We start from the raw sequence: 26,069 nt of genomic DNA, 5'->3' as shown, positions 1-26,069 counted from the left end.
AGAATAAATAAACGGTTTAATTGCCGATAAGTGAATAGCTTAAGATCTCGCCGCTCGGGGCCCGTTATTCAGCGCTCAGCATCAGCCGCAATCGGCCCCCGCTGCCCCACACCTGACATTGCCAGGCGGTGCAACGTTGACTGATCTGGTTCATGTAGGTCGCCCCCAGCGTCCCCAGCGGTACGCCGTTGCTCAGCTGAATTTGATTATCCCCGGTATTGACGTTGGCATGCAGCCCGGCGGAGACCAGAATCAGGTTCTTATTTTCGGCGTGATAATATCCCAGCAACAGTGGGAATTGGCCATCTAATTTCCCCTGCCGCAATAATTGATTAACCTGCTTTAACAATGCTGACATTTGCGGCAGACGATGTTGTTGATTAGCCAGATGGTCTTGCAGCAACCCATTAAATAATGCGCGCAACAGCAATGCCGCCAATACGCCATTATCGCCGGCGCGCGTGACGTCCAGGCAGTAGAATGCCAGGTCTTTTTCTGACAACGCGGCAATATCCAGCACCAGGCCGGGATTTTCACCCGTGGTTAACTGCCGATAGTTGATCCGGCAATGTGCAATGGTCTGCTGTACCGGCGGTTGCAGTTGTTTAAGCAGTTTGACGGCTTCTGAAGGGTTTTTGCTCAGCGCATCCCAATCCTGAAACAGCTCAACTTCTTCAATCGCCTGAGAGGTGAACATATTGGGGTATAAACACGCCAGCACCGCTTCACGCAGGCGATTGAGATCGGTCAGGGGCTTCAGCAGGACATCCTGTACGCCCAAGCGCAACACCTTGGCAATGTCGGCCATCTTGTCGGTGGCCGAGATCACCAGCACCGGGATCTGCCCCCCCTGCAAACGCAGGTGCTCAACGAATTCGATACCGCCCATTTCCGGCATCGCGAGATCGCACAGAATCAGATCGGGCTTGAAGTCATCGACGGCACTCAGCGCCTGCAAACCGTTGTTCGCCTCGCCGGTTTCAGCGCCCAGCGAGGTCAAATAACCGACCAGCACGGAACGAAAAACCTGTTCGTCCTCAACGATCAAGATGCGTTTGTGAGTGAGTGGTAATGCCATCAGCCGAGCCTCGTCCCTTTCCATAGTGTAATAGTGGCTCAAAAAGGTCACTTATGCTCGTCTGAATCAGACCGACCGCGCATTGCCAACCGAGAACCGAGAATTATCTATTTTTTATCAACGGCAACAACCGATCCAGTTGTTTTTCCACCGCCAGTAACCCTGCCTCGATCGCTTCATCGGCGCGGTGGAAATCCAGCGTCGAGATTTGCGGGCAGAAAGGTTGGATCAACACGTCCGGCGGATCGCTCGCCATCCGGTTACGCTTCAGGCGATTTTCCAGCATCTGAATCGAGGTGCCCATAATCTCCATCGCCGTCGGCGCCGTCGTCGGTTTACGCTGTCGCATTCTGCCGACGCGTTCTCTCAGACGCCCGCGCCAGGTATCGGCAGGCGCATCGTCCGAACTCTCGTCCTCAATGCGTACCGAGAACAAATCCTGCTGCATCAGGTGCGCGTCATGCTGCAGATCGACCGCGATGACGATATCGGCCCCCAGCGCCCGGCAAAGGGACACCGGCACCGGATTGACCACCGCGCCATCCACCAGCCAATAGCCGTCGGCCCACACCGGCGCCAACAGGCCAGGCATGCTGCAGGAAGCGCGCACCGCCTGATGAATATCGCCTTCGGTCAGCCACAGTTCGCGGCCGGTGCTGAGATTGGTCGTCACGGCGCCGAACTTCAGCGCGCATTCGGCAATATCGTTGATCTTCAACAGCTGTCCGACGGCGTTAAACACGCGATCGCCGCGTAACAAGCCACCACGCTGCCAGGAAAAGTCCATCAGACGAATCACGTCCCAATAGCTGAACGACCGCACCCACTGCTCCATCGCCGGCAGGCGATGGCTGGCGAACGCCGCGCCCACTAACGCACCGACAGAGCAGCCGGCAACGATATCGACCTCAATTCCCAGTTTCTTTAACGCATTGATCACGCCGATGTGCGCCCAGCCTTTAGCCGAGCCAGCTCCCAGCGCCAGTCCGATCTTGATTTGCCGCATAGCGCCATCCTCTCGGTAACAGGGGTATCTGCTTTCAGGGTAGATTGTCACTGACGAATATTGTTAGGTAACATATGCGCTAAATTCATTTTCTGCCTCGTCTTCTCAGGAGTTATTTTGCCCGAATCATGCCCATGCGGCAGCGGACTGGCGTATAACGCGTGCTGTGCCCCTTTTATCAGCGGCAACCAACCGGCGCCGACGCCCGGCCAGCTGATGCGTTCACGCTTCACCGCCTACGTGAATCATAACGTCGATTATCTGATCGCTACCTGGCACCCCGACTGCGGTGCCGAGGCCTGGCGCAATGCGATCGTCGACAGCTTTAAAAATACCGAATGGCTGGGCCTGACGATCGTGGAAGAGAAAGCCGGTCATGAGCCGGACGAAGGCTTCGTCGAATTCATCGCACGTTTTACCGACGGCGAAAGCGGCGAACCGCAGGCGATGCATGAGCGCTCGCGCTTCCTTCGTCGCGATCAACGTTGGTATTATATCGACGGCACCAAACCCCAGCCCGGCAGAAATGCGATTTGTCCCTGTGGCTCAGGGAAAAAATACAAGAAGTGCTGCGGGCGCTAGCCGGCCGGCGCTTCACGTTTACGCCTGCGCAGACAGGCCGTTCAGTATCAGACAGGATCCTCAAACCCATGCCACACCAAAATGTACAACGGAAAGTGTTACGCACCATCTGCCCGGACGCCAAAGGGCTGATCGCCAAGATCACCAACATCTGTTACAAGCACGAACTCAATATCGTTCAGAATAATGAGTTCGTCGATCACCGCACCGGGCGTTTCTTCATGCGTACCGAGCTGGAAGGCATTTTCAACGACAACACGCTGCTGGCCGATCTGGACAGCGCGCTGCCGGAAGGTTCGCTGCGCGAGCTGCACAGCACCGGACGCCGCCGCATCGTGGTGCTGGTCACCAAAGAGGCCCACTGCCTGGGCGATCTGTTGATGAAAAGCGCCTATGGCGGCCTCGACGTTGAAATCGCCGCCGTGATCGGCAACCACGACACGCTGCAATCGCTCGTGGAACGTTTCGATATTCCTTTCCATCTGGTGAGCCACGAAGGCTTGACGCGTGAACAGCACGACCGAGAAATGACGGCCCAGATCGATCAATATCAGCCGGATTACGTGGTGCTGGCCAAATATATGCGCGTGCTAACCCCGGCCTTCGTGCAGCATTATCCGAATCAGGTGATCAACATTCACCATTCGTTCCTGCCGGCGTTTATCGGCGCGCGCCCTTACCACCAGGCCTATGAGCGCGGGGTAAAAATCATCGGCGCCACCGCCCACTATGTTAACGACAATCTCGACGAAGGCCCGATCATCATGCAGGACGTGATCCACGTCGATCACACCTATTCCGCCGAGGATATGATGCGCGCCGGGCGCGACGTAGAGAAAAATGTGCTCAGCCGCGCGCTGTATCAGGTGCTGGCACAGCGCGTCTTCGTCTATGGCAACCGCACCGTTATTCTGTAATCGCTCAATAAATCGGTGCATTTCGTTCAGGGATGCACCGTCAAGAATAAAAAAACGGCAAACGATTCATTTTCTGCATTTCAATGCTTTACACATCCGCTTCATTTGATATGATGCGCCCCGCTTACCGAGACAGCGCTCTCGCAAGCAAGGCCAATTAAATAGCCATGTATATGGTGGGGTTCCCGAGCGGCCAAAGGGAGCAGACTGTAAATCTGCCGTCACTGACTTCGAAGGTTCGAATCCTTCCCCCACCACCATCTTTTCGTTGCTGATACGCATTGGGTTAAAGCGAATCAGAAAGGGAAGGATAACGTGCTTTAGCGCGGCCCGAAGGGTGAGGAACGAAGTGACGAATAATCCTTCCCCCACCACCATCTTTTCTCCGCCAGGAGCGAAGAGGCAGTAAAGAAGCCGGCCAGGTTTCTTCCGGATAAAACCGGAACAACAATTAGTAAATCCATGAATATCATGGTGGGGTTCCCGAGCGGCCAAAGGGAGCAGACTGTAAATCTGCCGTCACAGACTTCGAAGGTTCGAATCCTTCCCCCACCACCATCCTTTGCAAAAAAATCCCTGAACCAAGTTAAAACATCGCATCCATAACGCTCCGCACCGGGGAAGGATGAGAAGCTTCGACTAAGGTTCGAGTCTCACGCAGTGAGACAACGCGCTTTAGCGCGGCCCGCAGGGTGAGTCGCACAGTGACGAATCACCCTTCCCCCACCACCATCCCTTGCAAAAAATCCCTGAACCAAGTTAAAACACATCGCATCCATAACGCTCCGCACCGGGGAAGGATGAGAAACTTCGACTAAGGTTCGAGTCTCACGCAGTGAGACAACGCGCTTTAGCGCGGCCCGCAGGGTGAGTCGCACAGCGACGAATCATCCTTCCCCCACCACCATCTCTTTATAGAAAATCCCAAACAAACTTAAAGCACATCGCACCCAATGCTCTCGTATCAATAAAACTCAATTTATCTCCCCTTATTCCCCGCTTTCACCTCGATGTTTTATTTCCTCACTCCCAGCCGTAACTTGAACTCCGGCCGACAATTCGCTATACCACTGGCTTCTTTAGTGCAGTAAGGAACAGGTGGATGCGAAACAATATTTGCGTTTTTTGTGGCGCCAGCGAAGGCGTCAATCCCGCTTATGCCGAGCAGGCTCGTCAACTGGGACAGCTGCTGGCCGCACAGGGGCGCCGTTTAATCTATGGCGGCGGCAAGAAAGGATTGATGGGGATCGTGGCAGATGCCGTGTTGGCGGCGGGCGGTGAAGCTGTCGGCATTATCCCCGAGCGCCTGGTTGAAGCGGAAACCGCGCATCGCGGCCTGACCGAACTGGAAGTGGTGCCTGATATGCATACGCGCAAAGCCCGTATGGCCGCGCTGGCGGACGGTTTTATCGCCCTGCCCGGCGGCATCGGCACGCTGGAAGAGCTGTTTGAAATCTGGACCTGGGGGCAAATCGGCTATCACAACAAGCCGGTCGGCCTGCTGAACGTTAACGGCTTCTACCGCCCGCTGAGCCAATTCCTCGAACACGTCGCCGATCAGGGCTTTATGCGCCACGACTATCTCGGCACCCTGCACATCAGTGAATCGGCGCAAACGCTGCTGCAACAGTTTGACGATTATCAACCCAAAAATTACGACCGCTGGGCGAAATAAACCCGCTGCGCAGCCAGCGGTCCTGCCGCTGTCTGCGTTACATTTCCCGCCAAACTCTGCTACTATCACAGCACATTTTTCTCGTGAAAACGGCACCGCTCATGAAGTTTGTCTCTTTTAATATCAATGGACTGCGCGCGCGTCCGCATCAGCTGGCGGCAATTATCGAACAGCACCAGCCCGACGTGATCGGCCTGCAAGAAACGAAAGTTCACGACGACATGTTCCCGCTGGAAGAAGTCAGCCAGCACGGGTATCACGTGTTCTATCACGGGCAAAAAGGCCATTACGGCGTAGCGCTGCTGACCAAAGCGGAGCCTCTGGCCGTGCGCCGCGGTTTCCCGACCGATGAAGAAGATGCGCAGCGTCGCATCATCATGGCCGATCTGGCGACGCCGCAGGGCACACTGACGGTGATCAACGGCTACTTCCCGCAAGGTGAAAGCCGCGACCACCCGATCAAATTCCCGGCTAAAACACGCTTTTATCAGGATTTGCAAAACTACCTGGAGCAGCAGCTGTCGGCGGAGTCCCCGGTGTTGATCATGGGTGACATGAACATCAGCCCGAGCGATTATGACATTGGCATCGGCGAAGACAGCCGTAAACGCTGGCTGCGCACCGGGAAGTGTTCCTTCCTGCCGGAAGAGCGCGAATGGATGGACCGCCTGCTGAACTGGGGCCTGGTAGACACCTATCGCCACGCCAACCCGGGGCGCAACGACGAATTCTCGTGGTTCGACTACCGTTCCAAAGGGTTCGACGACAACCGCGGCCTGCGTATCGATCTGCTGCTGGCCAGCACCCCGCTGGCTTCGCGCTGCATCGCCACCGGCATCGATTACCAAACCCGCAGCATGGAAAAACCTTCCGACCATGCGCCGGTCTGGGCGGAATTTACGCTGTAACCCCATCACCCCGGCGCTCGCCGGGGTTTTACCCTGTGAAGCCAATGAAAATTATCGACGTGGTAGCCGCTATTCTGGAACAGAACGGTCAAATTTTACTGGCCCAGCGCGGCACAGGCAGCGATCAGGCCGGTCAGTGGGAGTTTCCCGGCGGCAAGGTTGAAACGGGCGAAAGCCAGCCAGAAGCGCTGGCGCGCGAGCTGGATGAAGAATTGGGGATTTGCGCCCGTATCGGCGACTATGTGGGTAGCAATCAGTGGCAGCAAGGCGAACGCATCATCCGCCTGCACGCCTGGCAAGTCACGGAGTTCTCCGGTGAACTGCAACAGCGCTGCCACTCGGCGTTGGTCTGGGTTACGCCGCAGCAGGCGCAGGAATACGCCCTGGCGCCCGCCGACGTTCCACTGCTGGCGGACTATATCGCCGCGCAAAGCGGTGCACGCTGAGCGCGGCGACAGGTTACATTGTCACTTCTTCAATCGCACCCAAATCAAAGGGTTGGTGCCGATGGTGTTAGGCTCACGCACGCACTGCAGCACTTCCCCTTCCACTTTAAGCACCGCGCCCTCGGAATAGTTTTGATTCTGGTAGACGCAACAGCGGTTGCAGGGCTGTGCCGGCGGTGGGTTGACGCCGCTTTTGGCCGTGCCCCAAATCTCCGGCGAAACCGGTAACACCACGTCCACATCGCCGCGATTGGCGACCGCCAGGCCGGAAAACATCAGGGCCGCGGCAGCCAATACCCTACTGAGTCCACGCTTCATTCACTCTTCTCCTGCGCCTTGCCGGCGCTTTTCCTGCGTTTTTTGCCTCCGCTGGAGGGCGGCGGCGGCAATCCACGAAACGCCATGCTCGCCCGGCTCTGCTTAGCCTGATAAATCAGCTCTTGCAGCGTGCCGACCAACGGCTGCATAAAGTCCTGATAGCGACAGGATTTCTCGCTGATTTGCGTCAGCGTGGCCTCCCAGTTGGCCGTCATATCAGGGCGCGCAGCAAGATCCGGCAGCGAGTGAATCAACGCGCGCCCGGTTTCGCTGGAGTGAATATAGCGTCCCTTCTTGTACAGAAACGCCCGCTTGAACAGCAATTCGATGATCCCCGCTCGCGTCGCTTCCGTTCCTAAACCATCGGTCGCCCGCAGGATTTTCTTTAACGCTTTATCTTGTACGAATCGCGCGATGCCGGTCATAGCCGACAGCAGGCTGGCGTCGGTAAACGGCCGCGGCGGCTGCGTCTGGCGCTCCACCACTTCACCGCGCTCGCACAGCAGCTCATCGTCCTTGGCCACCACCGGCAGCGGTGCACCTTCGTTTTCCTCGTCGCGCTCCTTGCTGCCCAGCAGCGTGCGCCAGCCGGCCTCCGCCAGAAAACGCGCCTTGGCGATGAATTTGCCGCCGGCGATATCCAGCTCGATCACGCATTTGCGGAACACCGCATCCGGACAAAACTGCATCAGATACTGACGCGCCACCAGCCCATACACGTTCCGTTCATCCTGCGTCAAATTGACCTTGCCGGCGCGGGCGGTGGGAATGATGGCATGGTGCGCATCGACCTTTTTATCGTCCCAGCAGCGGTTGCGGCGATCGCTGTCGATCACCGGCTGCGGATACAGCTCGGGTTGGTGCACGCTGATGGCGTTCAGCACCGCGTGGCGGCCGGCAAAATGTTCTTCCGGCAGATAGCGGCAGTCGGAACGCGGATAGGTGATCAATTTGTGGGTTTCGTACAGCCGCTGGCAAACGTCCAGCACCTGTTGCGCGCTGAGGTTGTAGCGCCGGGCCGCCTCGATTTGCAGCGTGGAAAGCGAGAACGGCAGCGGTGCGGTATCTGATTCCCGTTTATCATTATAGGCCGTGACCAGGGCCGGCTGGCCCTCGATGCGCTTGACCACGTGTTCCGCCAACGGCCGGTGCAGCAAACGCCCTTCTTCATCCTGATAAGGTTCGCAAGAGTCGCTGGGTTGCCACAGCGCCACAAAGCGTTCTTCTTTCGGTGTGACGATGTGCGCCTTGACCTCAAAGAAGTCTTTTGGCACGAAGTTTTCGATCTCTTCGTCGCGGCGCACCACCAATCCGAGCACCGGCGTCTGCACCCTGCCCACCGACAGCACGCCGTCGTAACCGGCGTTGCGGCCCAACAGCGTATAGGCGCGGGTCATATTGATGCCGTACAGCCAGTCGGCGCGCGAACGCGCCAGCGCGGACACGCACAGCGGGATAAAGTCCCGATTGTCACGCAGGCGCTCGACCGCACGCGCCACCGCCTGCGGGTTGAGATCGTTGATCAGACAGCGGCGCACGTTCTGGCGTTTCTCCGCCGTCAAATCCAGGTAGTCCAGCACCTCATCCACCAGCAGTTGCCCTTCGCGATCCGGGTCACCGGCGTGAACCACTTCATCGGCTTCGAGCAGCAGCTTTTTAATCGCGTTGAGCTGTTTGCTGACCGAAGGCCGCGGCTGCAAGCGCCATTTTTCGGGGATGATCGGCAGATCCGCCAACGACCAGCGCGCATAGCGGCTGTCATAGGCGTCAGGCTGAGCCTGCTCCAGCAGGTGGCCGACGCACCAGGTCACCACGTCGTTGTTGCCACAGGCGATATAGCCGTCGCCGCGGCGATGCGGCTTGGGCAAGACGTCGGCAATGGCGCGCGCCAAACTCGGTTTCTCGGCTATGAACAGTCGCATTAATCACCGTTTTTCTGGCTGAACGTCATCAAGAATTCTCTTACTTCTGCATAGTTCCCACGGAAGACGATCCGCTGGGCTTTCTTTTCCAACTGATAGCAATACATCGGATCGTAGTACTGCTGCAACAGAGGCGCCAACCATTCGCGGTGCGCGTCGCCCTGGCCGCTGAGGCGCTGAGCCCGCAGCGCTGCCTCCAACCGCTGCGTCAGCTGCTGGAAGCGCTCCAGGCCCAAACGGCGGCGGATGGCGAACAGGCCGTGATGCAAATAGTCGTCGTACTGCCGCCAGCCTTCTTCCACGCCATAGGCCTGTTCGAACTGTTCGCGCATACCGTCGATATATTCCGCCTGCAGGCGCGCCAGGCGAATGTCGAACGGATCGTCGATCACCGCCACCGGTGCCTGCTGCATGCCGTTGAACAACGGCAACGGCAGATTGTTGCTGCCGATGATCCGCCCTTCGTCTTCCAGCACCCAACGGCGGCTGCCACCATGCTGTTTTTTCAGCAATAACACAGCCAGACGATTCTCAAAATCTATCTGCGAGCTCTGTCCCGCCAGCGTTCGGCCAAAAGATGAACCGCGATGGCGCGCCGCGCCTTCCAGATCGACGCCGTCGGCCAGCTCGTTGACCAGCAGCGTCTTGCCGCTGCCGGTATTGCCACCCACCAGGGCCATCGGCAATGCCGCGCTTTGCGTCAGTACACCGAGCAGATAATTGCGCAGTGCCTTATAACCGCCAGTGATACGCGGATAATCCACGCCGGCCTCATGCAGCCATTGCTGCACCAGCTGCGAGCGCAGCCCGCCGCGGAAGCAGTAAATATAGCCTGCTGGCCGCTCTGCGCAGGCCGCCAGCCAGGCGGCGGTGCGCTGTTCGCGCAGTTTGCCGTTCACCAGGCGGTGGCCGAGCGCGAGCGCCGCTTGTTGCCCATGCTGCTTATAGCAGGTACCGACCGCCTGGCGTTCGCTGTCGATCATCAGCGGTAAATTCACCGCCTGGGCGAAGGCGCCCTGCTGAAACTCGATCGGCGCGCGCACGTCAATCAGCGGCACGTCCTGCAGGAAAATGCGTGGGTAATCGTCGCTGTCCGGCCTTTCTTGCATGTTGGACACTACACAACCTCGATCAGCGGCTGTCCGGTCTGTGCGGCATGCAATTCACCGATAGCGTTGAGCGAGATACCGTGCTGCTCGGCAATCGCCAGCACCTGCGCCTCCGACTCAGGCAATACCGCCAACAGCAAGCCGCCGGAGGTTTGCGGATCGCACAGCAGCTGGCGCTGCAAATCGCTCATCTCACCCACCAGATGGCCATAGCTGTCAAAGTTGCGCCCGGTGCCGCCCGGCACGCAGCCTTCGGCAATATACGCCTCGACGTCCGGCAGCTTCGGCACCCGATCGAACCAGACCGTCGCCTGCACACCGGAGCCCTGGCACACCTCGCTCAGGTGACCCAGCAGGCCAAAGCCGGTGATATCGGTCATCGCCGTAACGCCCGCCACCTCGGCAAAGTCGGCGCCCGGCTTGTTCAGGCGGCACATCACTTCCGTCGCCAGGCCCTGATGCTCAGGGCGCAGCTTGCTTTGCTTCTCGGCGGTCGTCAGCACGCCGATGCCCAGCGGTTTGGTCAGATAGAGTTTCGCACCTGCCTGTGCGGCGCTGTTTTTCTTCACCCGCTCGGTATTGACCACGCCGGTCACCGCCAGGCCAAAAATAGGTTCCGGCGCATCGATGGAATGGCCACCGGCCAGCGCGATGCCCGCCTGCTGGCAGGCGAAACGCCCGCCGTCGATCACCTGCTGCGCCACCTCCGGCGGCAGTTTGGCGATCGGCCAGCCGAGAATGGCGATCGCCATGATCGGTTTGCCGCCCATGGCGTACACGTCGCTGATGGCGTTGGCGGCCGCAATGCGGCCGAAATCGAACGGATCGTCGACGATCGGCATGAAGAAGTCGGTGGTGCTGATGATGCCGACGCCGTTGCCGATGTCGTACACCGCCGCGTCGTCGCGGGTTTCATTGCCGACCAGCAGACGCGGATCGACAAACTTTTCCCGCTCGCTGTGCAAGATGGTTTCGAGAACTTTCGGTGAGATTTTGCAGCCGCAGCCAGCGCCATGGCTGTACTGGGTTAAACGGATCGCTGGCGATGTCATAGTCCACTCCCTTCTGTAACGGCACTCAAGATATCATAGGGTAGCGCTTGCCGAGGGGATTGATAAGAGCGGGCCGCCGATAAGCGAACGGCCTGCTCAGAAACCATGCGATTTTGCGGGGTTTAGCGCATTTTCGGCGCGCCCCGCGGGAGAAAACTCAGAAATAGCTGACGAAAGGCGTGCTGTCCGGCGGCGTCACCTTGGTGGCGGCCTTCAGCTGTGGCGTGCCCAGATAGAGGAAACCGACGATCTCATCCTGCTCGCGGCAGCCGAAGGCTTCGCGCACCAGCGCATGCTCGGTCCAGGCGCCGGTGCGCCAGATGCCGTTAAAGCCCTGCGCCAGCGCCGCCATCTGCATCGCCTGCACCGCGCAACCGGCGGAAACCACCTGCTCCCAGCGCGGCACCTTGGTTTCTTCAGTACAATGGGCGATGACGGTGATGATCAGCGGTGCGCGGAACGGCGCCTTGGTGGCCTTTTCGATCGCCGCTTCGTCCAGTTGATCCTGCTTCGCCGCCGCCTGCAGCAGCTGGCTGAAGCGCTCCAGGCCCTGATTTTCGATCATCACGAAACGCCACGGCTGCAGCGCGCCGTGATCGGGCGCACGCAGGCCCGCGTTGATGATATTTTGGCGTACTTCCCCCGCCGGCGCCGGTTCCGCCAGGCGCGAAGCCGAGCGGCGATTCAATAAAAGATCCAGAGCATCCATCGTAAACTCCTGATAACAATTTTCATTCCGGCCACGTTAACATAGCTAAACGACGAGTTACAGCCTCGGCGATAGCGTCTGCGTGCCACGATTTAAAGCTGACATTTACTCGGCCGCTCATTAGGATAGCGGAACATTCTCGACTCTTGTTGGAGAGCACATGCGCACATTGTGGCAAATTATTGCCGGCATTTTCCGGTGGACATGGCGTCTGCTGAATTTTATCAGGGAACTGATCCTTAACCTGTTCCTGGTCTTGCTGATCCTGGTTGGGGTCGGCATCTATCTGTCCTTCCAAAGTTCCTCCACCTCGACGGCCCCGGCACGCGGCGCGCTGCTGGTCGACTTAAGCGGCGTGGTGGTCGATCAGCCTTCGGTAAACAACCGGGTGCGGCAATGGGGCCGCGAGCTGTTGGGTGCCTCCAGCAGCCGCCTGCAGGAAAACTCGCTGTTCGACGTGGTGGACAGCATCCGCAAGGCCAAAGACGACAAAAACATTACCGGCATGGTGTTGCAGCTGAATGACTTCGCCGGCGCCGATCAACCGTCGCTGCGTTATATCGGTAAGGCACTGCGCGAGTTCCGCGACAGCGGCAAGCCGATCTTCGCCATCGGCGACAGCTATAACCAGACGCAATATTTCCTGGCCAGCTACGCCAACAAAATCTACCTGTCGCCGCAGGGCGCGGTCGATCTGCACGGTTTTGCCACCAACAACCTGTATTACAAGTCGTTGCTGGACATGCTTAAAGTCACCACCAATATCTTCCGCGTCGGCACCTATAAATCGGCGGTCGAGCCGCTGATCCGCGACGATATGTCCCCGGCGGCGCGCGAAGCAGACAGCCGCTGGATTGGCGGCCTGTGGCAGAACTATCTGGAGACTGTGGCGGCCAACCGCCAGCTGACGCCGCAGCAGCTGTTCCCGGGCGCTGCCGGTGTGCTGAGCGGCCTGCAGGCGGCCGGTGGCGACACCGCCCGCTATGCGCTGGACAATAAGCTGGTGGACGAGCTGGCGTCGCGCACCGCGATCGAAAATCAGTTGGTCAAGGCCTTCGGCTGGGATAAACAGGCGAACGATTTCAACGCCACCAGCATCTACGACTACCAGCCGAAGCCGGACGCCAACCAGGGCGGTAAGATCGCCGTGGTGTTCGCCAACGGCGCCATCATGGACGGCCCGCAGACGCCGGGTAACGTCGGGGGGGATACCACCGCCGCCGAGCTGCGCCAGGCGCGCCTGGATCCGGCCATCAAGGCCGTAGTGTTCCGCGTCAACAGCCCGGGCGGCAGCGTCAGCGCATCCGAAGTGATCCGCTCCGAACTGGCCGCCGTGCGCGCCGCCGGCAAGCCGGTGGTGGTCTCGATGGGCGGCATGGCCGCGTCGGGCGGCTACTGGGTTTCGACGCCGGCCGACTACATCATCGCCAGCCCGAGCACCCTGACCGGCTCCATCGGTATTTTCGGCATCATCAACACCTACGAGAAAACCCTGGATACGCTGGGCGTGCACACCGACGGCGTGGCAACCTCGCCGCTGGCCGACATTGCGGTCACCAAGGCATTGCCGCAAGAGTTCTCGCAGATGATGCAGCTGAACATCGAAAACGGGTATAAGAACTTCCTCGATTTAGTCGCCAAATCGCGCAAGATGACCCCGCAGCAGGTTGACCAAATCGCGCAAGGCCACGTCTGGCTCGGCAGCGACGCCAAGGCTAACGGCCTGGTCGATCAATTGGGCGATTTCGACGACGCGGTGAAGAAAGCCGCCGAGCTGGCGAAGCTGCAGCAGTGGCAGCTCGACTGGTTCGTCGATACCCCAAGCCTCAGCGATATGGTGCTCAGCCAGTTCGGCGTTTCCATTCACGCCATGCTGCCGGCGGCGATTCAATCCATGCTGCCCGCCCCGCTGGCCTCGGTCGCCAACGCGGTGAAAGAACAGCCGGGCTTGTTCAATAACCTGAACGATCCGCAAAACCGTTATGCGATCTGCCTGACCTGCGGAGAAGTCCGCTAACAAATAATTCTGCAGCCCGGCCATCGCCGGGCTTTTTTTCGGTTCATCGCGCTTTACCGGGGAACGCTGCTTTGATTTTCAGGAAGAAGTAAGCGTTATCCCGGTATCCATAGGCCATCCGCTTCATCACTTTTATCTTATTGTTCATCCCTTCCAGCACGCTGGTATTCAACCTGTGTCTGGCACTCGCGATGATGCCACCGGCATACCCTTTCAGTTTCTCGGCGAAGTGTTGCAACGCCTTGATTCCGCTTTCCTGAGACTGCCTGTACCAGCTTGTCCAGCGTCTCTGCGCCTCTTGTTCACTCGGGGCGTACCACAGTTCTTTCAGCGTCGTTTTCATCAGCCAGACCACATTCAACGGCTGATTCGCCTCCAGCAACTCCGTGAGCTTTACCTCATGCCCTTCGGGCAGGTTTTCTGGGTTGCGCAGCAGCAGCCAGCGGCTGCGTTTGATGACCTGACGCGATTTTGGGTTATCACGGAGTTGATTGGCCTGGTCGACGCGGACCCGGTCGATAACCTCCCGGCCATACTTTGCCACCACATGGAACAAGTCATAGACCACTTCCGCCTGCGGGCAGTGATGCCTGACCTCCAGGTCTAACGCCGTATTCATATCCATGGCGACAGACTGGATAGCGGCACAGCCTTCAGCGCCCAGCCAGACGAAGAAGGGGCGGAAGGCCGCTCTGCTGCGGCCTTCGCCCACCCACAACACCTGTTGCGTATCCGCATCCATCACCACGGTGGCATAACGATGTCCTTTGAACAGGGCGAACTCATCCATCACCAGACGGCGGAGGGTATGGCGCTGCGGCTCTGTCCGTTCCCGCAGCAGACGCCGGTAGTCGATATTCTTGACCGTATGCCAGTTCAGTCCGGTGAGTTGTGCAACGTGCTTAATCGGCAGTAAACGGACCAGTGACTCAACCCATACGGATAGCGTCGTGGTATATCTCTGGCGTTCAGGCAACCAGCTGATTTTTTCGGTGGTGACCCCGCAATGGGGGCAACACAGGCGCCGGACGGGGACGTTGAGCCAGACGACCCAATCGAGCAGCTGGCGTTCACGCACTCGGCGGAAGGAAACATCATGCACAACAGGCACCCGCCGCTCACAACGACGACAACAGGGCATGACGGCAGCGTCAGGCTGGAGCTGGATAAGCAGGGTGTTGGCAGAAGGATGCGAGAAGGAATTGACGATAAAGCCTTCCCAGAACAGGGAGCAAAGGTTAGCATTCATAGTGACGGCAGTTTTGAAGGTTTAGGGTGTGTTTTGGCGAATACAAACCTAAACGTTCTGACTGCCGTTTTCTATTGGTTCACGCTAAAGCGCGATGAACCTTTTTTTCTGCCGCCATGCCCCTATAATTCAGCCCATCTTATCTTTGTTAAAATCATGACCATGCAAAAGAAATCCATTTACGTCGCCTACACCGGCGGCACCATCGGCATGCAGCGTTCCGATCACGGCTATATCCCGGTTTCCGGCCACCTGCAGCGCCAGCTGGCGCTGATGCCCGAATTCCATCGCCCGGAAATGCCGGATTTCACCATTCATGAATATGCGCCATTGATCGACTCTTCGGACATGACGCCGGAAGACTGGCAGCACATCGCCGACGACATCAAACAGAACTACGATCGCTACGACGGCTTCGTGATCCTGCACGGTACCGACACCATGGCGTTCACCGCATCGGCGCTCTCCTTCATGCTGGAAAACCTGGCTAAACCGGTGATCGTCACCGGTTCGCAGATTCCGCTGGCGGAGCTGCGCTCCGATGGCCAGACCAACCTGCTCAACGCGCTGTATCTGGCGGCTAACCATCCGGTGAACGAAGTCAGTCTGTTCTTCAACAACAAGCTGTTCCGCGGCAACCGCACCACCAAAGCCCACGCCGACGGCTTCGACGCCTTCGCCTCCCCGAATCTGCCGCCGCTGCTGGAAGCCGGCATTCACATTCGTCGCCAGCACGGCATCGACAGCCCGGCTTGCAACGGCGCGCTGCGGGTGCACGACATCACGCCGCAACCGATCGGCGTGGTCACCATCTATCCGGGCATTTCCGGCGCGGTGGTGCGCAACTTCCTGCTGCAGCCGGTCAAGGCGCTGATCCTGCGCTCCTACGGCGTCGGTAACGCGCCGCAAAAGGCCGAGCTGATCGACGAGTTGCGTGCGGCCTCCGAACGCGGCATCGTGGTGGTCAACCTGACGCAGTGCATCTCCGGGCGCGTCAATATGGAAGGCTACGCCACCGGTAACGCGCTGGCGCACGCCGGGGTGATCAGCGGTTTCGACATGACGGTGGAAGCCGCCTTGACCAAGCTGCACTACCTGCTGAGCCAGCCGCTGACGCCGAAACAAATCCGCGCCCTGATGCAGCAAGACCTGCGCGGCGAACTGAGCATCAACGGTTAACCTACTGAACTCTGGAGCGGCGATGAAAACGGCCCTGTTGTTGATCGATCTGCAAAACGATTTTTGCCCCGGCGGCGCGCTGGCGGTCACGGCGGGCGACGCCGTCATCCCGGTTGCCAATCAGGCGATCGCTGCCTGTTTGGCGCGTGGCGAGCCGGTCGTGGCCAGCCAGGACTGGCACCCCGCCAATCACCGCAGCTTTGCGGTGAATTCCCATACGCAGGTCGGCACCCTCGGCGAGCTGGAGGGCCTGCCGCAGGTGTGGTGGCCGGTGCACTGCGTGCAAGGGAGCCACGGTGCCGATTTTCACCCCCGGTTGCAGCGGCAACATATCAATGCCGTTTTTCGCAAAGGGCAGGAGACGGACATCGACAGCTACAGCGCGTTCTTCGATAACGGCCACCGTGCACAGACCGAACTGCACGGCTGGCTGCAATCGCAGGGCGTCCAGCGGCTGGCAATCATGGGCCTGGCGACCGACTACTGCGTCAAGTTCAGCGTACTGGATGCGCTGGCTGCCGGCTATCCAACGCAGGTGATCGTCGACGGCTGCCGCGGCGTGAATCTGCAGCCGGACGACAGCGGGCGGGCGCTGCAGGACATGGCGCGCGCCGGTGCGCAACTGGTTACCCTGTCACAATTTCTCGCCAACTAAATCCTCCGGGGCGCCACCGGCGCTCTCTCTGAGCGGCGGCGAAAATATCGACGCCGCTCACAATACCGCCCTTCTTCTTCCCCAACGGCTTGTGACCGGCAGGCGCTTTTGCTGTTATGACTGCGACGCTTTTGGCGTCAATCGGTTATACGCATCCGGGGCCCGCTGAGCCCGGCTTTATTGTGACCGCCTCTGGCGGTACGGTCGGCCTTGCCGACCCAAGGAGAAAGACATGAAAATCACCCGAAAACTGCTGCCTTTACTGGCGGCGGTGCAGTTGGCTATGGCCGGCGCAGGCACGGCTCAGGCGGCTTATCTCTCCGTCGGCTACTTCAACGGCGGCGGCGACGTCACCGCCGGCCCCGGTGGCGACATCGACAAGCTGGACGTCACGCAAATCACCCACCTCAACTATTCGTTCGGTCTGATCTACAACGGCGAGAAAGACGAAGCCAATGCGGCGCTGAAAGACCCCGCTCGCCGCCACCAGATCTACCTGTCGCCGAAGGTAACGGCCGATCTGCAGCGGCTGCCGGTGCTGCGCAAACAGAACCCCGAGCTGAAAGTGCTGCTGTCGGTCGGCGGCTGGGGCGCACGGGGCTTCTCCGCCGCCGCGGCGACTGCGGAAAACCGGGCGATATTCATCCGCTCCGCGCTGCAGGTGATCGAACAGTATCAGCTGGATGGTATCGATCTGGACTGGGAATATCCGGTCAACGGCGCCTGGGGACTGGTGGAAAGCCAACCGGCAGACCGCGACAACTTCACCCTGCTGCTGAAAGAGCTTCACCAGGCGCTGGGTAAAGGCAAGCTGTTAACTATCGCCGTCGGGGCCAACGTCAAAAGCCCGCAGGAGTGGGTCGATATGAAAAGCATTGCCCCTTACCTCGACTACATTAATCTGATGACCTACGACATGGCTTACGGCACGCAGTATTTCAATGCCAACCTTTACGATTCAAAGCGTTGGCCAACCGTGGCGGCCGCCGACCGTTACAGCGCCGATTTCGTGGTAAAGAATTATCTGGCTGCCGGACTGAAACCGGCACAGATGAACCTGGGCATCGGTTTCTACGGCCGGGTACCGAAGCGGGCGACCGAGGCGGGCATCGACTGGGACAAGCCGGACGCCGCCAAACATCCGGTGACGCAACCATACTTCAGCACGCGCGAAACCGCCCAGTTCAACGCGCTGGGGCTGGATCTCGGCAAAGACACCTACTTTAAATACCACGATATCGTCAGCAAATTGCTCAACGATCCGCAGCATCGTTTTCGCGAGCACTGGGATGACGACGCCAAAGTACCTTACCTGACGCTGCAATCCGCCGCAGGCAAACCGCTGTTCGCTATCTCCTACGAGAACCCGCGTTCGGTGGCCATCAAGGCCGAGTACATCAAAAGCCAAGGATTGGGAGGGGCGATGTTCTGGGAGTACGGCGCGGACGATAACAACCGGCTGGCGCAGCAGCTGGCGGAATCGCTGGGTATCAAGGGTGAAAAACGGTGAACCGACGGGGCGATGGCGTCATCGCCCCGCTTTAGGACAACCTTACTGCGGTTTGAGTTTGGCCAGCGGCTCGGCAACGAACTGCTGTTTCAGCTCTTGCTTGCTCTTCATCACGATCTGCCCGTCGGTGCCGATGCTCATGTGCTGCGGATCGACGTTGTTCATCGACTGCCACAGCATCACCGCCTGCAGGCTGTTTTCTTTTTGCTCCGGCGTCAGCGCCACGCCGTCCGGCCATTTGCCCAGCTCAACCGCCTGTACCAGGCGCTGGTATATCTCGGGCGTCATCGCCGCAATCAGATCTTTCACGTCCATCAGAGCCCTTCTCGCTTACGGATGAATAATTAGCTGAATCGATTTTGTTGGTTAAATTACCACTTAGCCGGCCGTTTGGTCACCATTTTCGCCATCGGTGAAACTCAGCGAGGCGGAGTTGACGCAATAGCGGTCGCCGGTCGGCTGCGGGCCATCGGGGAAAACGTGCCCCAGGTGCGCGTCGCAATGGCCGCAGCGGATTTCAACACGGTGCATATTATGTGAATTATCATCAAGATAACGGATTGCATCGGCGGAAACCGGCTCATAAAAGCTCGGCCAGCCGCAGCCGGAATCGTATTTGGTTTCGGAATAGAACAGCGGCTGGTTACAGCACAGGCAATGGTACACGCCCTCGCGCTTATTGTGCAGCAATTTGCCGCTGAACGGCGCTTCGGTGCCGCGCTGTTGCGTCACATAACGTTGGATTTCATTCAGTTCCGTGACCGGATGACCGGGGGTTGTCTCTTTAGCCATTTGTGCTTATCTCTGAATATGGATAATGTCAACGAAAACAATGATTAATAATAACAAAAAATTAACACCGCTGCAGGGATTTTTGGCCTAAACTGTAGCCCATAAAGGCCACGTCACGATGATATGTGATAGCGATCACACATCTTGCGTATGCTGACTTTATACTTGGCGGCTTGTCCCCATATAACGGATGAGGCCGAGCGCAAATGGACTGTGCAATAAGCGTGCAAAACCACCCTTCCGGTTTGACTTGCCGCAAGAATTGACACGATTCCGCTTGACGCTGGGTAAGGTTTTTGTAATTTTACAACCAACCTTTTATTCACTAACAAATAGCTGGTGGAATATATGACTATCAAAGTAGGTATCAACGGTTTTGGCCGTATCGGTCGCATTGTTTTCCGTGCTGCTCAAGAGCGTTCTGACATCGAGATCGTTGCAATCAACGACCTGTTGGACGCAGAGTACATGGCTTACATGCTGAAGTATGACTCTACTCACGGCCGTTTCAACGGTACGGTAGAAGTTAAAGACGGCCACCTGGTTGTTAACGGCAAAACCATCCGTGTTACCGCAGAGAAAGACCCGGCTAACCTGAAGTGGAACGAAGTGGGTGTTGACGTGGTTGCTGAAGCGACCGGTATCTTCCTGACCGACGAAACCGCACGTAAACACATCACCGCTGGCGCTAAAAAAGTCGTTCTGACTGGCCCATCCAAAGATGCGACCCCAATGTTCGTGCGTGGCGCCAACTTTGACAAATATGCCGGCCAGGACATCGTGTCCAACGCCTCTTGCACCACCAACTGCCTGGCGCCACTGGCTAAAGTCATCAACGACAACTTCGGTATCGTTGAAGGCCTGATGACCACCGTTCACGCGACCACCGCAACTCAGAAAACCGTTGATGGCCCGTCCCACAAAGACTGGCGTGGCGGCCGCGGCGCATCCCAGAACATCATCCCTTCTTCTACCGGCGCAGCGAAAGCGGTTGGCGTTGTTCTGCCAGAGCTGAAAGGCAAACTGACCGGTATGGCGTTCCGCGTACCGACGCCTAACGTATCCGTTGTTGACCTGACCGTGCGTCTGGAAAAAGCAGCTACCTACGAAGAAATCAAGAAAGCCATCAAAGATGCCGCTGAAGGTTCTATGAAAGGCGTTCTGGGCTACGTTGAAGACGACGTGGTTTCCACCGATTTCAACGGCGAAGTGCTGACTTCCGTGTTCGATGCCAAAGCCGGTATCGCACTGAACGACAACTTCGTGAAACTGGTTTCCTGGTACGACAACGAAACCGGTTATTCCAACAAAGTTCTGGACCTGATCGCTCACATCTCCAAGTAATGGCATGATGTTAAGCTGATAATGAGGGCGACATTTTTGTCGCCCTTTTTTATTTGTCTCTCCGGCAAACATTAAGGTAATGAAATGAACGAGAAAATTTTCACCCTGCCCGTTTCCGAACAAATTTCGCCTTACATCAGCCAGCGTCAACTCGATGAACTGGGCGTGGTTGTGGTGTCGCACCCGAAAGTGCGCGCGGCCGTCGCGCTGCAGGGCGCCCATTTGCTGGCCTGGCAGCCCAGCGGTGAGCAGCCGGTGATTTGGCTCAGCAGCAATACCCCCTTCGCCAAAGGCAAGGCCATCCGCGGCGGCGTGCCGATCTGCTGGCCGTGGTTCGGCCCGGTAGCGCAACCCTCCCACGGTTTTGCCCGCAATCAGCCCTGGAGCCTGACGGCGCACAATGAAGATGACAACGGCGTCATCCTGACCTTTACCCTGAAAGACAATGAGCAGACCCGCAAACTATGGCCGCACGCCTTCACGCTGATTGCCCGCTTCAAGCTGGGTGCGGAGTGCGAGATCGAGCTGGAATCGCACGGCGATTATCAGGCTACAGCGGCGCTGCACAGCTACTTCCAGGTCGGCGACATCGATCGGGTCAGCGTTGCGGGCCTGGGCGAGCCTTATATCGACAAGGTGGCGGGCGGCGCTGAGGCGCGCCAGGCGGGCGAAGTGACCTTCGTCGGCCAAACCGACCGCGTCTACACCCGCCCGGAGGCCTTCAGCCAGATCCGCGATCCGGCGCTCGCGCGCACCATCGAGGTTCACCACCATCATATGAGTGACGTTATCGCCTGGAACCCGGGCGTAGAGCTCTCCTGCAGCATGGGGGATATGCCGAACGACGGTTACAAGACCATGGTCTGCGTAGAGACCGGGCGCGTCAGTAAACCGCTGGTCGCCGCCGGCGAACAACCGGCCCGTTTGGGCGTGACCTTCCGCAGCCGTAAGAAAGCCTGAAAAGCCGTGCGCGGCAGCGCACCACAGATGTGCAAAAGGGGCACCAGCGCCCCTTTTTGATGCACGCCATGCACGATGATCGTGCAATGCGTGATTAGAAGGTGTAGCTCACACCCGTCATCAACAAACCGGTGTAGGATTTATCCACCATCGGACTGTCTTTCACTTCATCAGACAACTTCACATAGCGGCCAACGAAGAAGGCATTCCAGCTTTTGTTGATCTGGTAATTGGCGCTCAGCTCGAGATACGGCGCCCAGCTATCGCCTGGGGTGTAGCTGTCCAGGCCGCTGCGGCGCGATTCATTGGCGCTGACGCCATAGTAATATTTGTTCTGGTTCTTGCTGTTCCACATCACGCCCACGCCCGGGACCAGCGTCAGCGCGTCCAGATTAAACTTGTACAGGTAAGTCACATCGCCCACCAGGCCGTTGCTGTTGTTCAGCGTGTCGCCGGTGAAGGTGGTGCGGAGAGTGCCCCACTCGGCGTTGTGCGAGTAGGCCAGGCCGGCCATCAGCGTGCCGCGGCGCTTGTCGAGACGCTTCATGCGATCGTCGTCGCTGTCGCCCGGACGGTAGCCCCATGGCGTGTAGTAACCCATGATGCTCAGCTGGTTTTCTTGATCCTTCCACAGGTAGTAACCGGCGGTCAGAGTACGGAAGTAGAAGTCGTCACCTTCATAGTCGATAACGGGCACCGGATAAACGCGGTCCTGATAACCACGATACGCGTCCGGCCTAACCAGCGCGGCAGCGCCGAGTGACCAGGTTCCCGCCTGAGCACTTTGCGCACAAACCATTGCGGAAGCGATAATTGCTAGCGTTTTGAGTTTTGAAATCTTCACTGGTTCTTTTTCCATAAATTACAGGGTTAATAGCTGCAACAGTTTATGTGAAAATTTAGTTACGCGCCTAATCTTTACAATAGAAAACGACCAAGATCGAATAACTTATAGCGGAATTATGAATTAATCATGGCGGAACGATGACGTTTCATCCCGCAGGCCGCGCCAGACAAGGCATTTGGCTCGCACGGTAATAACTGAGTCATTGATATGACTTAAAAAAAGCTTTTTCTACGGCAGGAAATTTTCCGGCAAGCAAACTAAGCTTAAATCAGAAGGTGAATTTATCCTGGGCCCAGTGGCATACAGCGCAACTCGCGATAATAAGCGCACCAAGTTGGCATACGGGTTGCTGTACTCAGGCGTATTCTCATCTTTCGGGAGCCAGAACACTATCACACGCTCTCTTTAACCTGTGCTAATAACGAAAGGACGGGCATCATGAACATATTTGACCACTATCGCCAGCGCTACGAAGCTGCCAAGGACGAAGAGTTCACACTGCAGGAATTTCTTACCATTTGCCGGCAAGATCGCAGTGCCTATGCCAACGCGGCCGAACGTCTGCTGATGGCTATCGGTGAACCTGTGATGGTCGACACTGCGCTAGAATCACGCCTGTCACGCCTGTTCTCCAACCGCGTGATCGCACGCTATCCGGCCTTCGAAGAATTCTACGGCATGGAAGAGGCCATCGAACAGATCGTCTCTTACCTGAAACACGCCGCGCAGGGCCTGGAAGAGAAGAAACAGATCCTGTACCTGCTCGGCCCGGTGGGCGGCGGTAAATCCTCGCTGGCAGAACGCCTGAAGGCACTGATGCAGCGCGTGCCCATCTATACCCTCAGCGCCAACGGCGAACGCAGCCCGGTCAACGATCATCCGCTGTGCCTGTTTAATCCACAGGAAGATGCCTCGATCCTGGAAAAAGAGTTCAACATCCCCAGTCGCTATCTCGGCACCATCATGTCGCCGTGGGCGGCCAAGCGCCTGCATGAGTTCGGCGGCGACATCACCAAGTTTAAAGTCGTGAAAGTGCGCCCTTCCATTCTGGAACAGATCGCCATCGCCAAAACCGAACCGGGCGACGAGAACAACCAGGACATCTCTGCGCTGGTCGGTAAAGTGGATATCCGTAAACTGGAGAACCACGCGCAGAACGATCCGGACGCCTACGGCTACTCCGGTGCCCTGTGCCGCGCCAACCAGGGGATAATGGAATTCGTCGAGATGTTCAAAGCGCCGATCAAGGTGCTGCACCCGCTGCTGACGGCGACCCAGGAAGGTAACTACAACGGTACCGAGGGCATCTCCGCCCTGCCGTTCAACGGCATTATTCTGGCGCACTCCAACGAATCCGAATGGGTGACCTTCCGCAACAACAAGAACAACGAAGCGTTCCTCGACCGCGTGTACATCGTCAAGGTGCCTTACTGCCTGCGCGTGTCGGAAGAGATCAAGATTTACGACAAATTGCTGGACCACAGCGAGCTGACCCACGCGCCCTGCGCGCCGGGCACCCTGGAGACGCTGGCGCGGTTTAGCGTGCTGTCGCGGCTGAAAGAGCCGGAAAACTCGAGCATTTACTCGAAAATGCGCGTGTACGACGGCGAAAGCCTCAAGGATACCGATCCGAAGGCCAAGTCCTATCAGGAGTACCGCGACTACGCCGGGGTTGACGAAGGTATGAACGGCCTCTCCACCCGTTTCGCCTTTAAAATCCTCTCGCGAGTGTTTAACTTCGATCACGCCGAGGTGGCGGCTAACCCGGTGCACCTGTTCTATGTGCTGGAACAGCAAATCGAACGCGAACAGTTCCCGCAGGATTTGGCCGAGAAATACCTGGAGCACCTGAAAGGCTACCTGATCCCCAAATACGCCGAGTTTATCGGCAAGGAGATCCAGACCGCCTATCTGGAATCCTACTCGGAATACGGACAGAACATTTTCGATCGCTACGTGACCTACGCGGACTTCTGGATTCAGGATCAGGAGTATCGCGATCCCGATACCGGTCAGCTGTTCGATCGTGAGTCCCTGAACGCCGAGCTGGAGAAAATTGAAAAGCCGGCCGGAATCAGCAACCCGAAAGATTTCCGTAACGAAATCGTGAACTTCGTGCTGCGTGCCCGCGCCAATAACAACGGCCGTAACCCGAACTGGACCAGCTACGAGAAGCTGCGCACCGTGATCGAGAAGAAAATGTTCTCCAATACCGAAGAGCTGTTGCCGGTGATTTCGTTCAACGCCAAAACCTCGACGGACGAGCAGAAAAAACACGACGACTTCGTCGACCGTATGATGGAGAAAGGCTATACCCGTAAGCAGGTGCGCCTGCTGTGTGAATGGTATCTGCGGGTCAGAAAATCCTCATAACGCCTCAGGTAAGCGGCATTATCAGGGCCATGTCCACAGTCATGGACGTTGCAGCGCAGCCCACGGAGGGGCTGCACATTGCGCTGCAGCGGCCGGGACATGAAGAGTTGGCAACGTCGTTTGGGGGAAGTATGGCCTATTTCATTGACCGACGGCTGAACGGCAAAAACAAGAGCATGGTGAACCGCCAGCGCTTCTTGCGTCGTTACAAGTCGCAAATCAAACAGTCGATTGCCGAAGCCATCAACAAGCGTTCGGTCACCGACGTAGACAGCGGGGAATCGGTCTCCATCCCCACTGACGATATCAACGAACCGATGTTTCATCAGGGGCGCGGCGGCACACGCCATCGGGTGCATCCGGGCAACGACCACTTCGTGCAGAACGATCGCGTTGAGCGGCCTCAGGGCGGATCAGGCGGTGGCGGCGGCCAGGGCAACGCCAGCCAGGACGGTGAAGGCCAGGATGAGTTCGTCTTCCAGATTTCCAAAGACGAGTATCTCGATCTTTTGTTCGAAGATCTTGCCCTGCCCAACCTGAAAAAGAACCAGTACAAGCAGTTGACCGAGTTCAAAACCCACCGCGCAGGCTATACCGCCAACGGTGTGCCGGCCAACATCAGCGTCGTGCGATCGCTGCAAAACTCGCTGGCGCGGCGTACCGCCATGACCGCCGGGAAAAGGCGCGCGTTGCACGAACTGGAAGACGAGTTGAACCAGCTGGAAAACACTGAACCGGTGCAGTTGCTGGAAGAAGAACGGCTGCGCAAAGAGATTGCCGAACTGCGCAAGAAAATCGAAAGCGTGCCGTTTATCGACACCTTCGATCTGCGTTACAAAAACTACGAGCGCCGGCCGGAACCCTCCAGCCAGGCGGTGATGTTCTGCCTGATGGACGTATCCGGCTCGATGGATCAGGCGACCAAAGACATGGCCAAACGTTTTTACATTCTGCTTTATCTGTTCCTGAGCCGTACCTACAAAAACGTCGAGGTAGTCTATATTCGCCACCACACCCAGGCGAAAGAGGTGGACGAACAGGAGTTCTTCTATTCGCAAGAAACCGGCGGCACCATCGTCTCCAGCGCGCTGAAGCTGATGAACGACGTCGTCGAAGAGCGCTACGACCCGGCGCAATGGAATATCTACGCCGCGCAGGCGTCGGACGGTGACAACTGGGCCGACGATTCACCGCTGTGTCATGAGCTGTTGGCGAAGAAGATCCTGCCGATGGTGCGTTATTACAGCTATATAGAAATCACTCGTCGCGCTCATCAAACGCTGTGGCGCGAATATGAGGATCTGCAGGCGAAATTCGACAACTTCGCCATGCAGCATATCCGCGAACCGGACGATATTTATCCGGTATTCCGCGAACTGTTTCGCAAGCAAACCGTGTAATCATAAAACGGCCGGAGAACA

At 57.8% G+C, this 26,069-nt stretch carries 24 protein-coding genes, 2 tRNA genes and 3 other RNA genes; 18 read left to right on the top strand and 11 right to left on the bottom strand.

Annotated features, from left to right (window positions below; all coding sequences use genetic code 11):
* Positions 1-64 precede the first annotated feature (64 nt).
* Complete coding sequence (gene rssB / locus GF111_RS24685) at positions 65-1,078, bottom strand: two-component system response regulator RssB (RefSeq protein WP_147190651.1); 1,014 nt, start codon at positions 1,076-1,078, stop codon at positions 65-67.
* Between the two features lie 103 nt (positions 1,079-1,181).
* Positions 1,182-2,084, bottom strand: a complete 903-nt coding sequence (gene rssA, locus GF111_RS24680) for a patatin-like phospholipase RssA (RefSeq protein ID WP_047730554.1) — start codon at positions 2,082-2,084, stop codon at positions 1,182-1,184.
* A 117-nt stretch (positions 2,085-2,201) separates the two neighbouring features.
* On the opposite strand from rssA, the gene GF111_RS24675 reads away from it, so the two are divergent.
* The 10 genes from GF111_RS24675 (at position 2,202) to GF111_RS24630 (ending at position 6,612) form a co-directional block, all read left to right on the top strand.
* Positions 2,202-2,666 carry a YchJ family protein gene (locus tag GF111_RS24675; RefSeq protein WP_038877235.1) on the top strand — a complete coding sequence of 155 codons (465 nt, stop codon included), beginning with the start codon at positions 2,202-2,204 and terminating at the stop codon, positions 2,664-2,666.
* Positions 2,667-2,734: 68 nt separating this feature from the next.
* Positions 2,735-3,583, top strand: a complete 849-nt coding sequence (gene purU / locus GF111_RS24670; RefSeq protein WP_047730553.1) for a formyltetrahydrofolate deformylase — start codon at positions 2,735-2,737, stop codon at positions 3,581-3,583.
* Between the two features lie 175 nt (positions 3,584-3,758).
* Positions 3,759-3,843: transfer RNA gene (locus GF111_RS24665), tRNA-Tyr, on the top strand.
* Between the two features lie 29 nt (positions 3,844-3,872).
* A non-coding RNA gene (locus GF111_RS24660) (RtT sRNA) lies at positions 3,873-3,960 on the top strand.
* A gap of 96 nt (positions 3,961-4,056) precedes the next feature.
* Positions 4,057-4,141: transfer RNA gene (locus GF111_RS24655), tRNA-Tyr, on the top strand.
* A 46-nt stretch (positions 4,142-4,187) separates the two neighbouring features.
* Positions 4,188-4,315, top strand: a non-coding RNA gene (locus GF111_RS24650) — RtT sRNA.
* Positions 4,316-4,362: 47 nt separating this feature from the next.
* Positions 4,363-4,490, top strand: a non-coding RNA gene (locus GF111_RS24645) — RtT sRNA.
* 195 nt (positions 4,491-4,685) lie between these two features.
* Positions 4,686-5,258, top strand: coding sequence for a TIGR00730 family Rossman fold protein (locus tag GF111_RS24640; RefSeq protein ID WP_033647601.1), 573 nt, complete (start codon positions 4,686-4,688; stop codon positions 5,256-5,258).
* A 101-nt stretch (positions 5,259-5,359) separates the two neighbouring features.
* Positions 5,360-6,166 carry an exodeoxyribonuclease III gene (xthA, locus tag GF111_RS24635; protein ID WP_038877231.1) on the top strand — a complete coding sequence of 269 codons (807 nt, stop codon included), beginning with the start codon at positions 5,360-5,362 and terminating at the stop codon, positions 6,164-6,166.
* 44 nt (positions 6,167-6,210) lie between these two features.
* Positions 6,211-6,612 (top strand): pyrimidine (deoxy)nucleoside triphosphate diphosphatase, encoded by a 402-nt coding sequence (locus GF111_RS24630; RefSeq protein WP_038877229.1) that lies wholly within the window; start codon positions 6,211-6,213, stop codon positions 6,610-6,612.
* A gap of 21 nt (positions 6,613-6,633) precedes the next feature.
* Here GF111_RS24630 and GF111_RS24625 read toward each other — a convergent pair whose 3' ends face one another.
* The 5 genes from GF111_RS24625 to GF111_RS24605 form a co-directional block, all read right to left on the bottom strand.
* Complete coding sequence (locus tag GF111_RS24625) at positions 6,634-6,930, bottom strand: YnjH family protein (protein WP_038877227.1); 297 nt, start codon at positions 6,928-6,930, stop codon at positions 6,634-6,636.
* Positions 6,927-8,852 (bottom strand): DNA topoisomerase III, encoded by a 1,926-nt coding sequence (locus GF111_RS24620; RefSeq protein ID WP_048234250.1) that lies wholly within the window; start codon positions 8,850-8,852, stop codon positions 6,927-6,929. The genes GF111_RS24625 and GF111_RS24620 overlap by 4 nt, the downstream gene beginning before the upstream one ends.
* The gene (gene mnmH / locus GF111_RS24615; protein WP_080347984.1) at positions 8,852-9,970 is read right to left on the bottom strand and encodes a tRNA 2-selenouridine(34) synthase MnmH; all 1,119 of its coding nucleotides are present in this window, start codon (positions 9,968-9,970) and stop codon (positions 8,852-8,854) included. Before mnmH ends, GF111_RS24620 begins: the two co-directional genes overlap by 1 nt.
* Positions 9,970-11,013 (bottom strand): selenide, water dikinase SelD, encoded by a 1,044-nt coding sequence (gene selD / locus GF111_RS24610; RefSeq protein WP_147190654.1) that lies wholly within the window; start codon positions 11,011-11,013, stop codon positions 9,970-9,972. Before selD ends, mnmH begins: the two co-directional genes overlap by 1 nt.
* Before the next feature lie 157 nt (positions 11,014-11,170).
* The gene (locus tag GF111_RS24605) at positions 11,171-11,722 is read right to left on the bottom strand and encodes an NAD(P)H nitroreductase (protein WP_004932204.1); all 552 of its coding nucleotides are present in this window, start codon (positions 11,720-11,722) and stop codon (positions 11,171-11,173) included.
* Between the two features lie 160 nt (positions 11,723-11,882).
* Between GF111_RS24605 and sppA the strand changes: the two genes are divergently transcribed.
* Positions 11,883-13,739, top strand: coding sequence for a signal peptide peptidase SppA (gene sppA, locus GF111_RS24600; RefSeq protein ID WP_049201700.1), 1,857 nt, complete (start codon positions 11,883-11,885; stop codon positions 13,737-13,739).
* A gap of 43 nt (positions 13,740-13,782) precedes the next feature.
* On the opposite strand, the gene GF111_RS24595 is transcribed toward sppA, so the two are convergent.
* Positions 13,783-14,988, bottom strand: coding sequence for an ISL3 family transposase (locus GF111_RS24595; protein ID WP_047730547.1), 1,206 nt, complete (start codon positions 14,986-14,988; stop codon positions 13,783-13,785).
* Positions 14,989-15,150: 162 nt separating this feature from the next.
* Between GF111_RS24595 and ansA the strand changes: the two genes are divergently transcribed.
* The 3 genes from ansA (at position 15,151) to GF111_RS24580 (ending at position 18,332) form a co-directional block, all read left to right on the top strand.
* Positions 15,151-16,167, top strand: a complete 1,017-nt coding sequence (gene ansA / locus GF111_RS24590) for an asparaginase (RefSeq protein ID WP_038877354.1) — start codon at positions 15,151-15,153, stop codon at positions 16,165-16,167.
* Between the two features lie 22 nt (positions 16,168-16,189).
* Positions 16,190-16,822, top strand: coding sequence for a bifunctional nicotinamidase/pyrazinamidase (gene pncA / locus GF111_RS24585; RefSeq protein WP_147190657.1), 633 nt, complete (start codon positions 16,190-16,192; stop codon positions 16,820-16,822).
* Positions 16,823-17,054: 232 nt separating this feature from the next.
* Entirely contained in the window at positions 17,055-18,332 is a 1,278-nt protein-coding gene (locus GF111_RS24580; protein ID WP_102779327.1) for a glycoside hydrolase family 18 protein, read from the top strand.
* A gap of 42 nt (positions 18,333-18,374) precedes the next feature.
* Here the strand turns inward: GF111_RS24580 and GF111_RS24575 are convergent, their stop codons facing one another.
* Both GF111_RS24575 and msrB read right to left on the bottom strand, forming a co-directional pair.
* Positions 18,375-18,647 (bottom strand): YeaC family protein, encoded by a 273-nt coding sequence (locus GF111_RS24575; RefSeq protein WP_033634809.1) that lies wholly within the window; start codon positions 18,645-18,647, stop codon positions 18,375-18,377.
* Between the two features lie 63 nt (positions 18,648-18,710).
* Positions 18,711-19,124: a peptide-methionine (R)-S-oxide reductase MsrB gene (gene msrB, locus GF111_RS24570; RefSeq protein WP_004932219.1), complete on the bottom strand. Its 414-nt coding sequence runs from the start codon at positions 19,122-19,124 to the stop codon at positions 18,711-18,713.
* Positions 19,125-19,472: 348 nt separating this feature from the next.
* Here msrB and gapA point away from each other — a divergent pair, with 348 nt between their 5' ends.
* Both gapA and GF111_RS24560 read left to right on the top strand, forming a co-directional pair.
* Positions 19,473-20,468: a glyceraldehyde-3-phosphate dehydrogenase gene (gapA, locus tag GF111_RS24565; RefSeq protein ID WP_004932222.1), complete on the top strand. Its 996-nt coding sequence runs from the start codon at positions 19,473-19,475 to the stop codon at positions 20,466-20,468.
* Positions 20,469-20,552: 84 nt separating this feature from the next.
* Positions 20,553-21,428, top strand: a complete 876-nt coding sequence (locus GF111_RS24560) for a D-hexose-6-phosphate mutarotase (RefSeq protein ID WP_147190660.1) — start codon at positions 20,553-20,555, stop codon at positions 21,426-21,428.
* Between the two features lie 94 nt (positions 21,429-21,522).
* On the opposite strand, the gene GF111_RS24555 is transcribed toward GF111_RS24560, so the two are convergent.
* Positions 21,523-22,287, bottom strand: coding sequence for a MipA/OmpV family protein (locus GF111_RS24555; protein ID WP_047730543.1), 765 nt, complete (start codon positions 22,285-22,287; stop codon positions 21,523-21,525).
* 426 nt (positions 22,288-22,713) lie between these two features.
* Between GF111_RS24555 and yeaG the strand changes: the two genes are divergently transcribed.
* Together yeaG and GF111_RS24545 are read left to right on the top strand one after the other, a co-directional pair.
* Complete coding sequence (gene yeaG, locus GF111_RS24550) at positions 22,714-24,648, top strand: protein kinase YeaG (RefSeq protein ID WP_004932230.1); 1,935 nt, start codon at positions 22,714-22,716, stop codon at positions 24,646-24,648.
* A gap of 131 nt (positions 24,649-24,779) precedes the next feature.
* Complete coding sequence (locus GF111_RS24545) at positions 24,780-26,048, top strand: YeaH/YhbH family protein (protein WP_038877203.1); 1,269 nt, start codon at positions 24,780-24,782, stop codon at positions 26,046-26,048.
* The last annotated feature ends 21 nt before the right edge of the window (positions 26,049-26,069 follow it).

The organism is Serratia sp. HRI, from assembly GCF_010119335.3.
Lineage (GTDB): Bacteria > Pseudomonadota > Gammaproteobacteria > Enterobacterales > Enterobacteriaceae > Serratia > Serratia nevei.
Note: the sequence above shows the minus strand (reverse complement) of the source record. Positions and strands in the feature narration are given on the sequence as shown.

Coding starts and splice junctions, on each gene's coding strand:
- xthA (WP_038877231.1), top strand. CDS start 5,360: ATGAAGTTTGTCTCTTTTAATATCAATGGACTGCGCGCGCGTCCGCAT.
- GF111_RS24625 (WP_038877227.1), bottom strand. CDS start 6,930: ATGAAGCGTGGACTCAGTAGGGTATTGGCTGCCGCGGCCCTGATGTTT.
- GF111_RS24620 (WP_048234250.1), bottom strand. CDS start 8,852: ATGCGACTGTTCATAGCCGAGAAACCGAGTTTGGCGCGCGCCATTGCC.
- rssB (WP_147190651.1), bottom strand. CDS start 1,078: ATGGCATTACCACTCACTCACAAACGCATCTTGATCGTTGAGGACGAA.
- GF111_RS24630 (WP_038877229.1), top strand. CDS start 6,211: ATGAAAATTATCGACGTGGTAGCCGCTATTCTGGAACAGAACGGTCAA.
- GF111_RS24560 (WP_147190660.1), top strand. CDS start 20,553: ATGAACGAGAAAATTTTCACCCTGCCCGTTTCCGAACAAATTTCGCCT.
- GF111_RS24575 (WP_033634809.1), bottom strand. CDS start 18,647: ATGGACGTGAAAGATCTGATTGCGGCGATGACGCCCGAGATATACCAG.
- ansA (WP_038877354.1), top strand. CDS start 15,151: ATGCAAAAGAAATCCATTTACGTCGCCTACACCGGCGGCACCATCGGC.
- pncA (WP_147190657.1), top strand. CDS start 16,190: ATGAAAACGGCCCTGTTGTTGATCGATCTGCAAAACGATTTTTGCCCC.
- GF111_RS24640 (WP_033647601.1), top strand. CDS start 4,686: ATGCGAAACAATATTTGCGTTTTTTGTGGCGCCAGCGAAGGCGTCAAT.
- purU (WP_047730553.1), top strand. CDS start 2,735: ATGCCACACCAAAATGTACAACGGAAAGTGTTACGCACCATCTGCCCG.
- selD (WP_147190654.1), bottom strand. CDS start 11,013: ATGACATCGCCAGCGATCCGTTTAACCCAGTACAGCCATGGCGCTGGC.
- msrB (WP_004932219.1), bottom strand. CDS start 19,124: ATGGCTAAAGAGACAACCCCCGGTCATCCGGTCACGGAACTGAATGAA.
- sppA (WP_049201700.1), top strand. CDS start 11,883: ATGCGCACATTGTGGCAAATTATTGCCGGCATTTTCCGGTGGACATGG.
- GF111_RS24580 (WP_102779327.1), top strand. CDS start 17,055: ATGAAAATCACCCGAAAACTGCTGCCTTTACTGGCGGCGGTGCAGTTG.
- GF111_RS24595 (WP_047730547.1), bottom strand. CDS start 14,988: ATGAATGCTAACCTTTGCTCCCTGTTCTGGGAAGGCTTTATCGTCAAT.
- GF111_RS24545 (WP_038877203.1), top strand. CDS start 24,780: ATGGCCTATTTCATTGACCGACGGCTGAACGGCAAAAACAAGAGCATG.
- gapA (WP_004932222.1), top strand. CDS start 19,473: ATGACTATCAAAGTAGGTATCAACGGTTTTGGCCGTATCGGTCGCATT.
- GF111_RS24605 (WP_004932204.1), bottom strand. CDS start 11,722: ATGGATGCTCTGGATCTTTTATTGAATCGCCGCTCGGCTTCGCGCCTG.
- rssA (WP_047730554.1), bottom strand. CDS start 2,084: ATGCGGCAAATCAAGATCGGACTGGCGCTGGGAGCTGGCTCGGCTAAA.
- yeaG (WP_004932230.1), top strand. CDS start 22,714: ATGAACATATTTGACCACTATCGCCAGCGCTACGAAGCTGCCAAGGAC.
- GF111_RS24555 (WP_047730543.1), bottom strand. CDS start 22,287: ATGGAAAAAGAACCAGTGAAGATTTCAAAACTCAAAACGCTAGCAATT.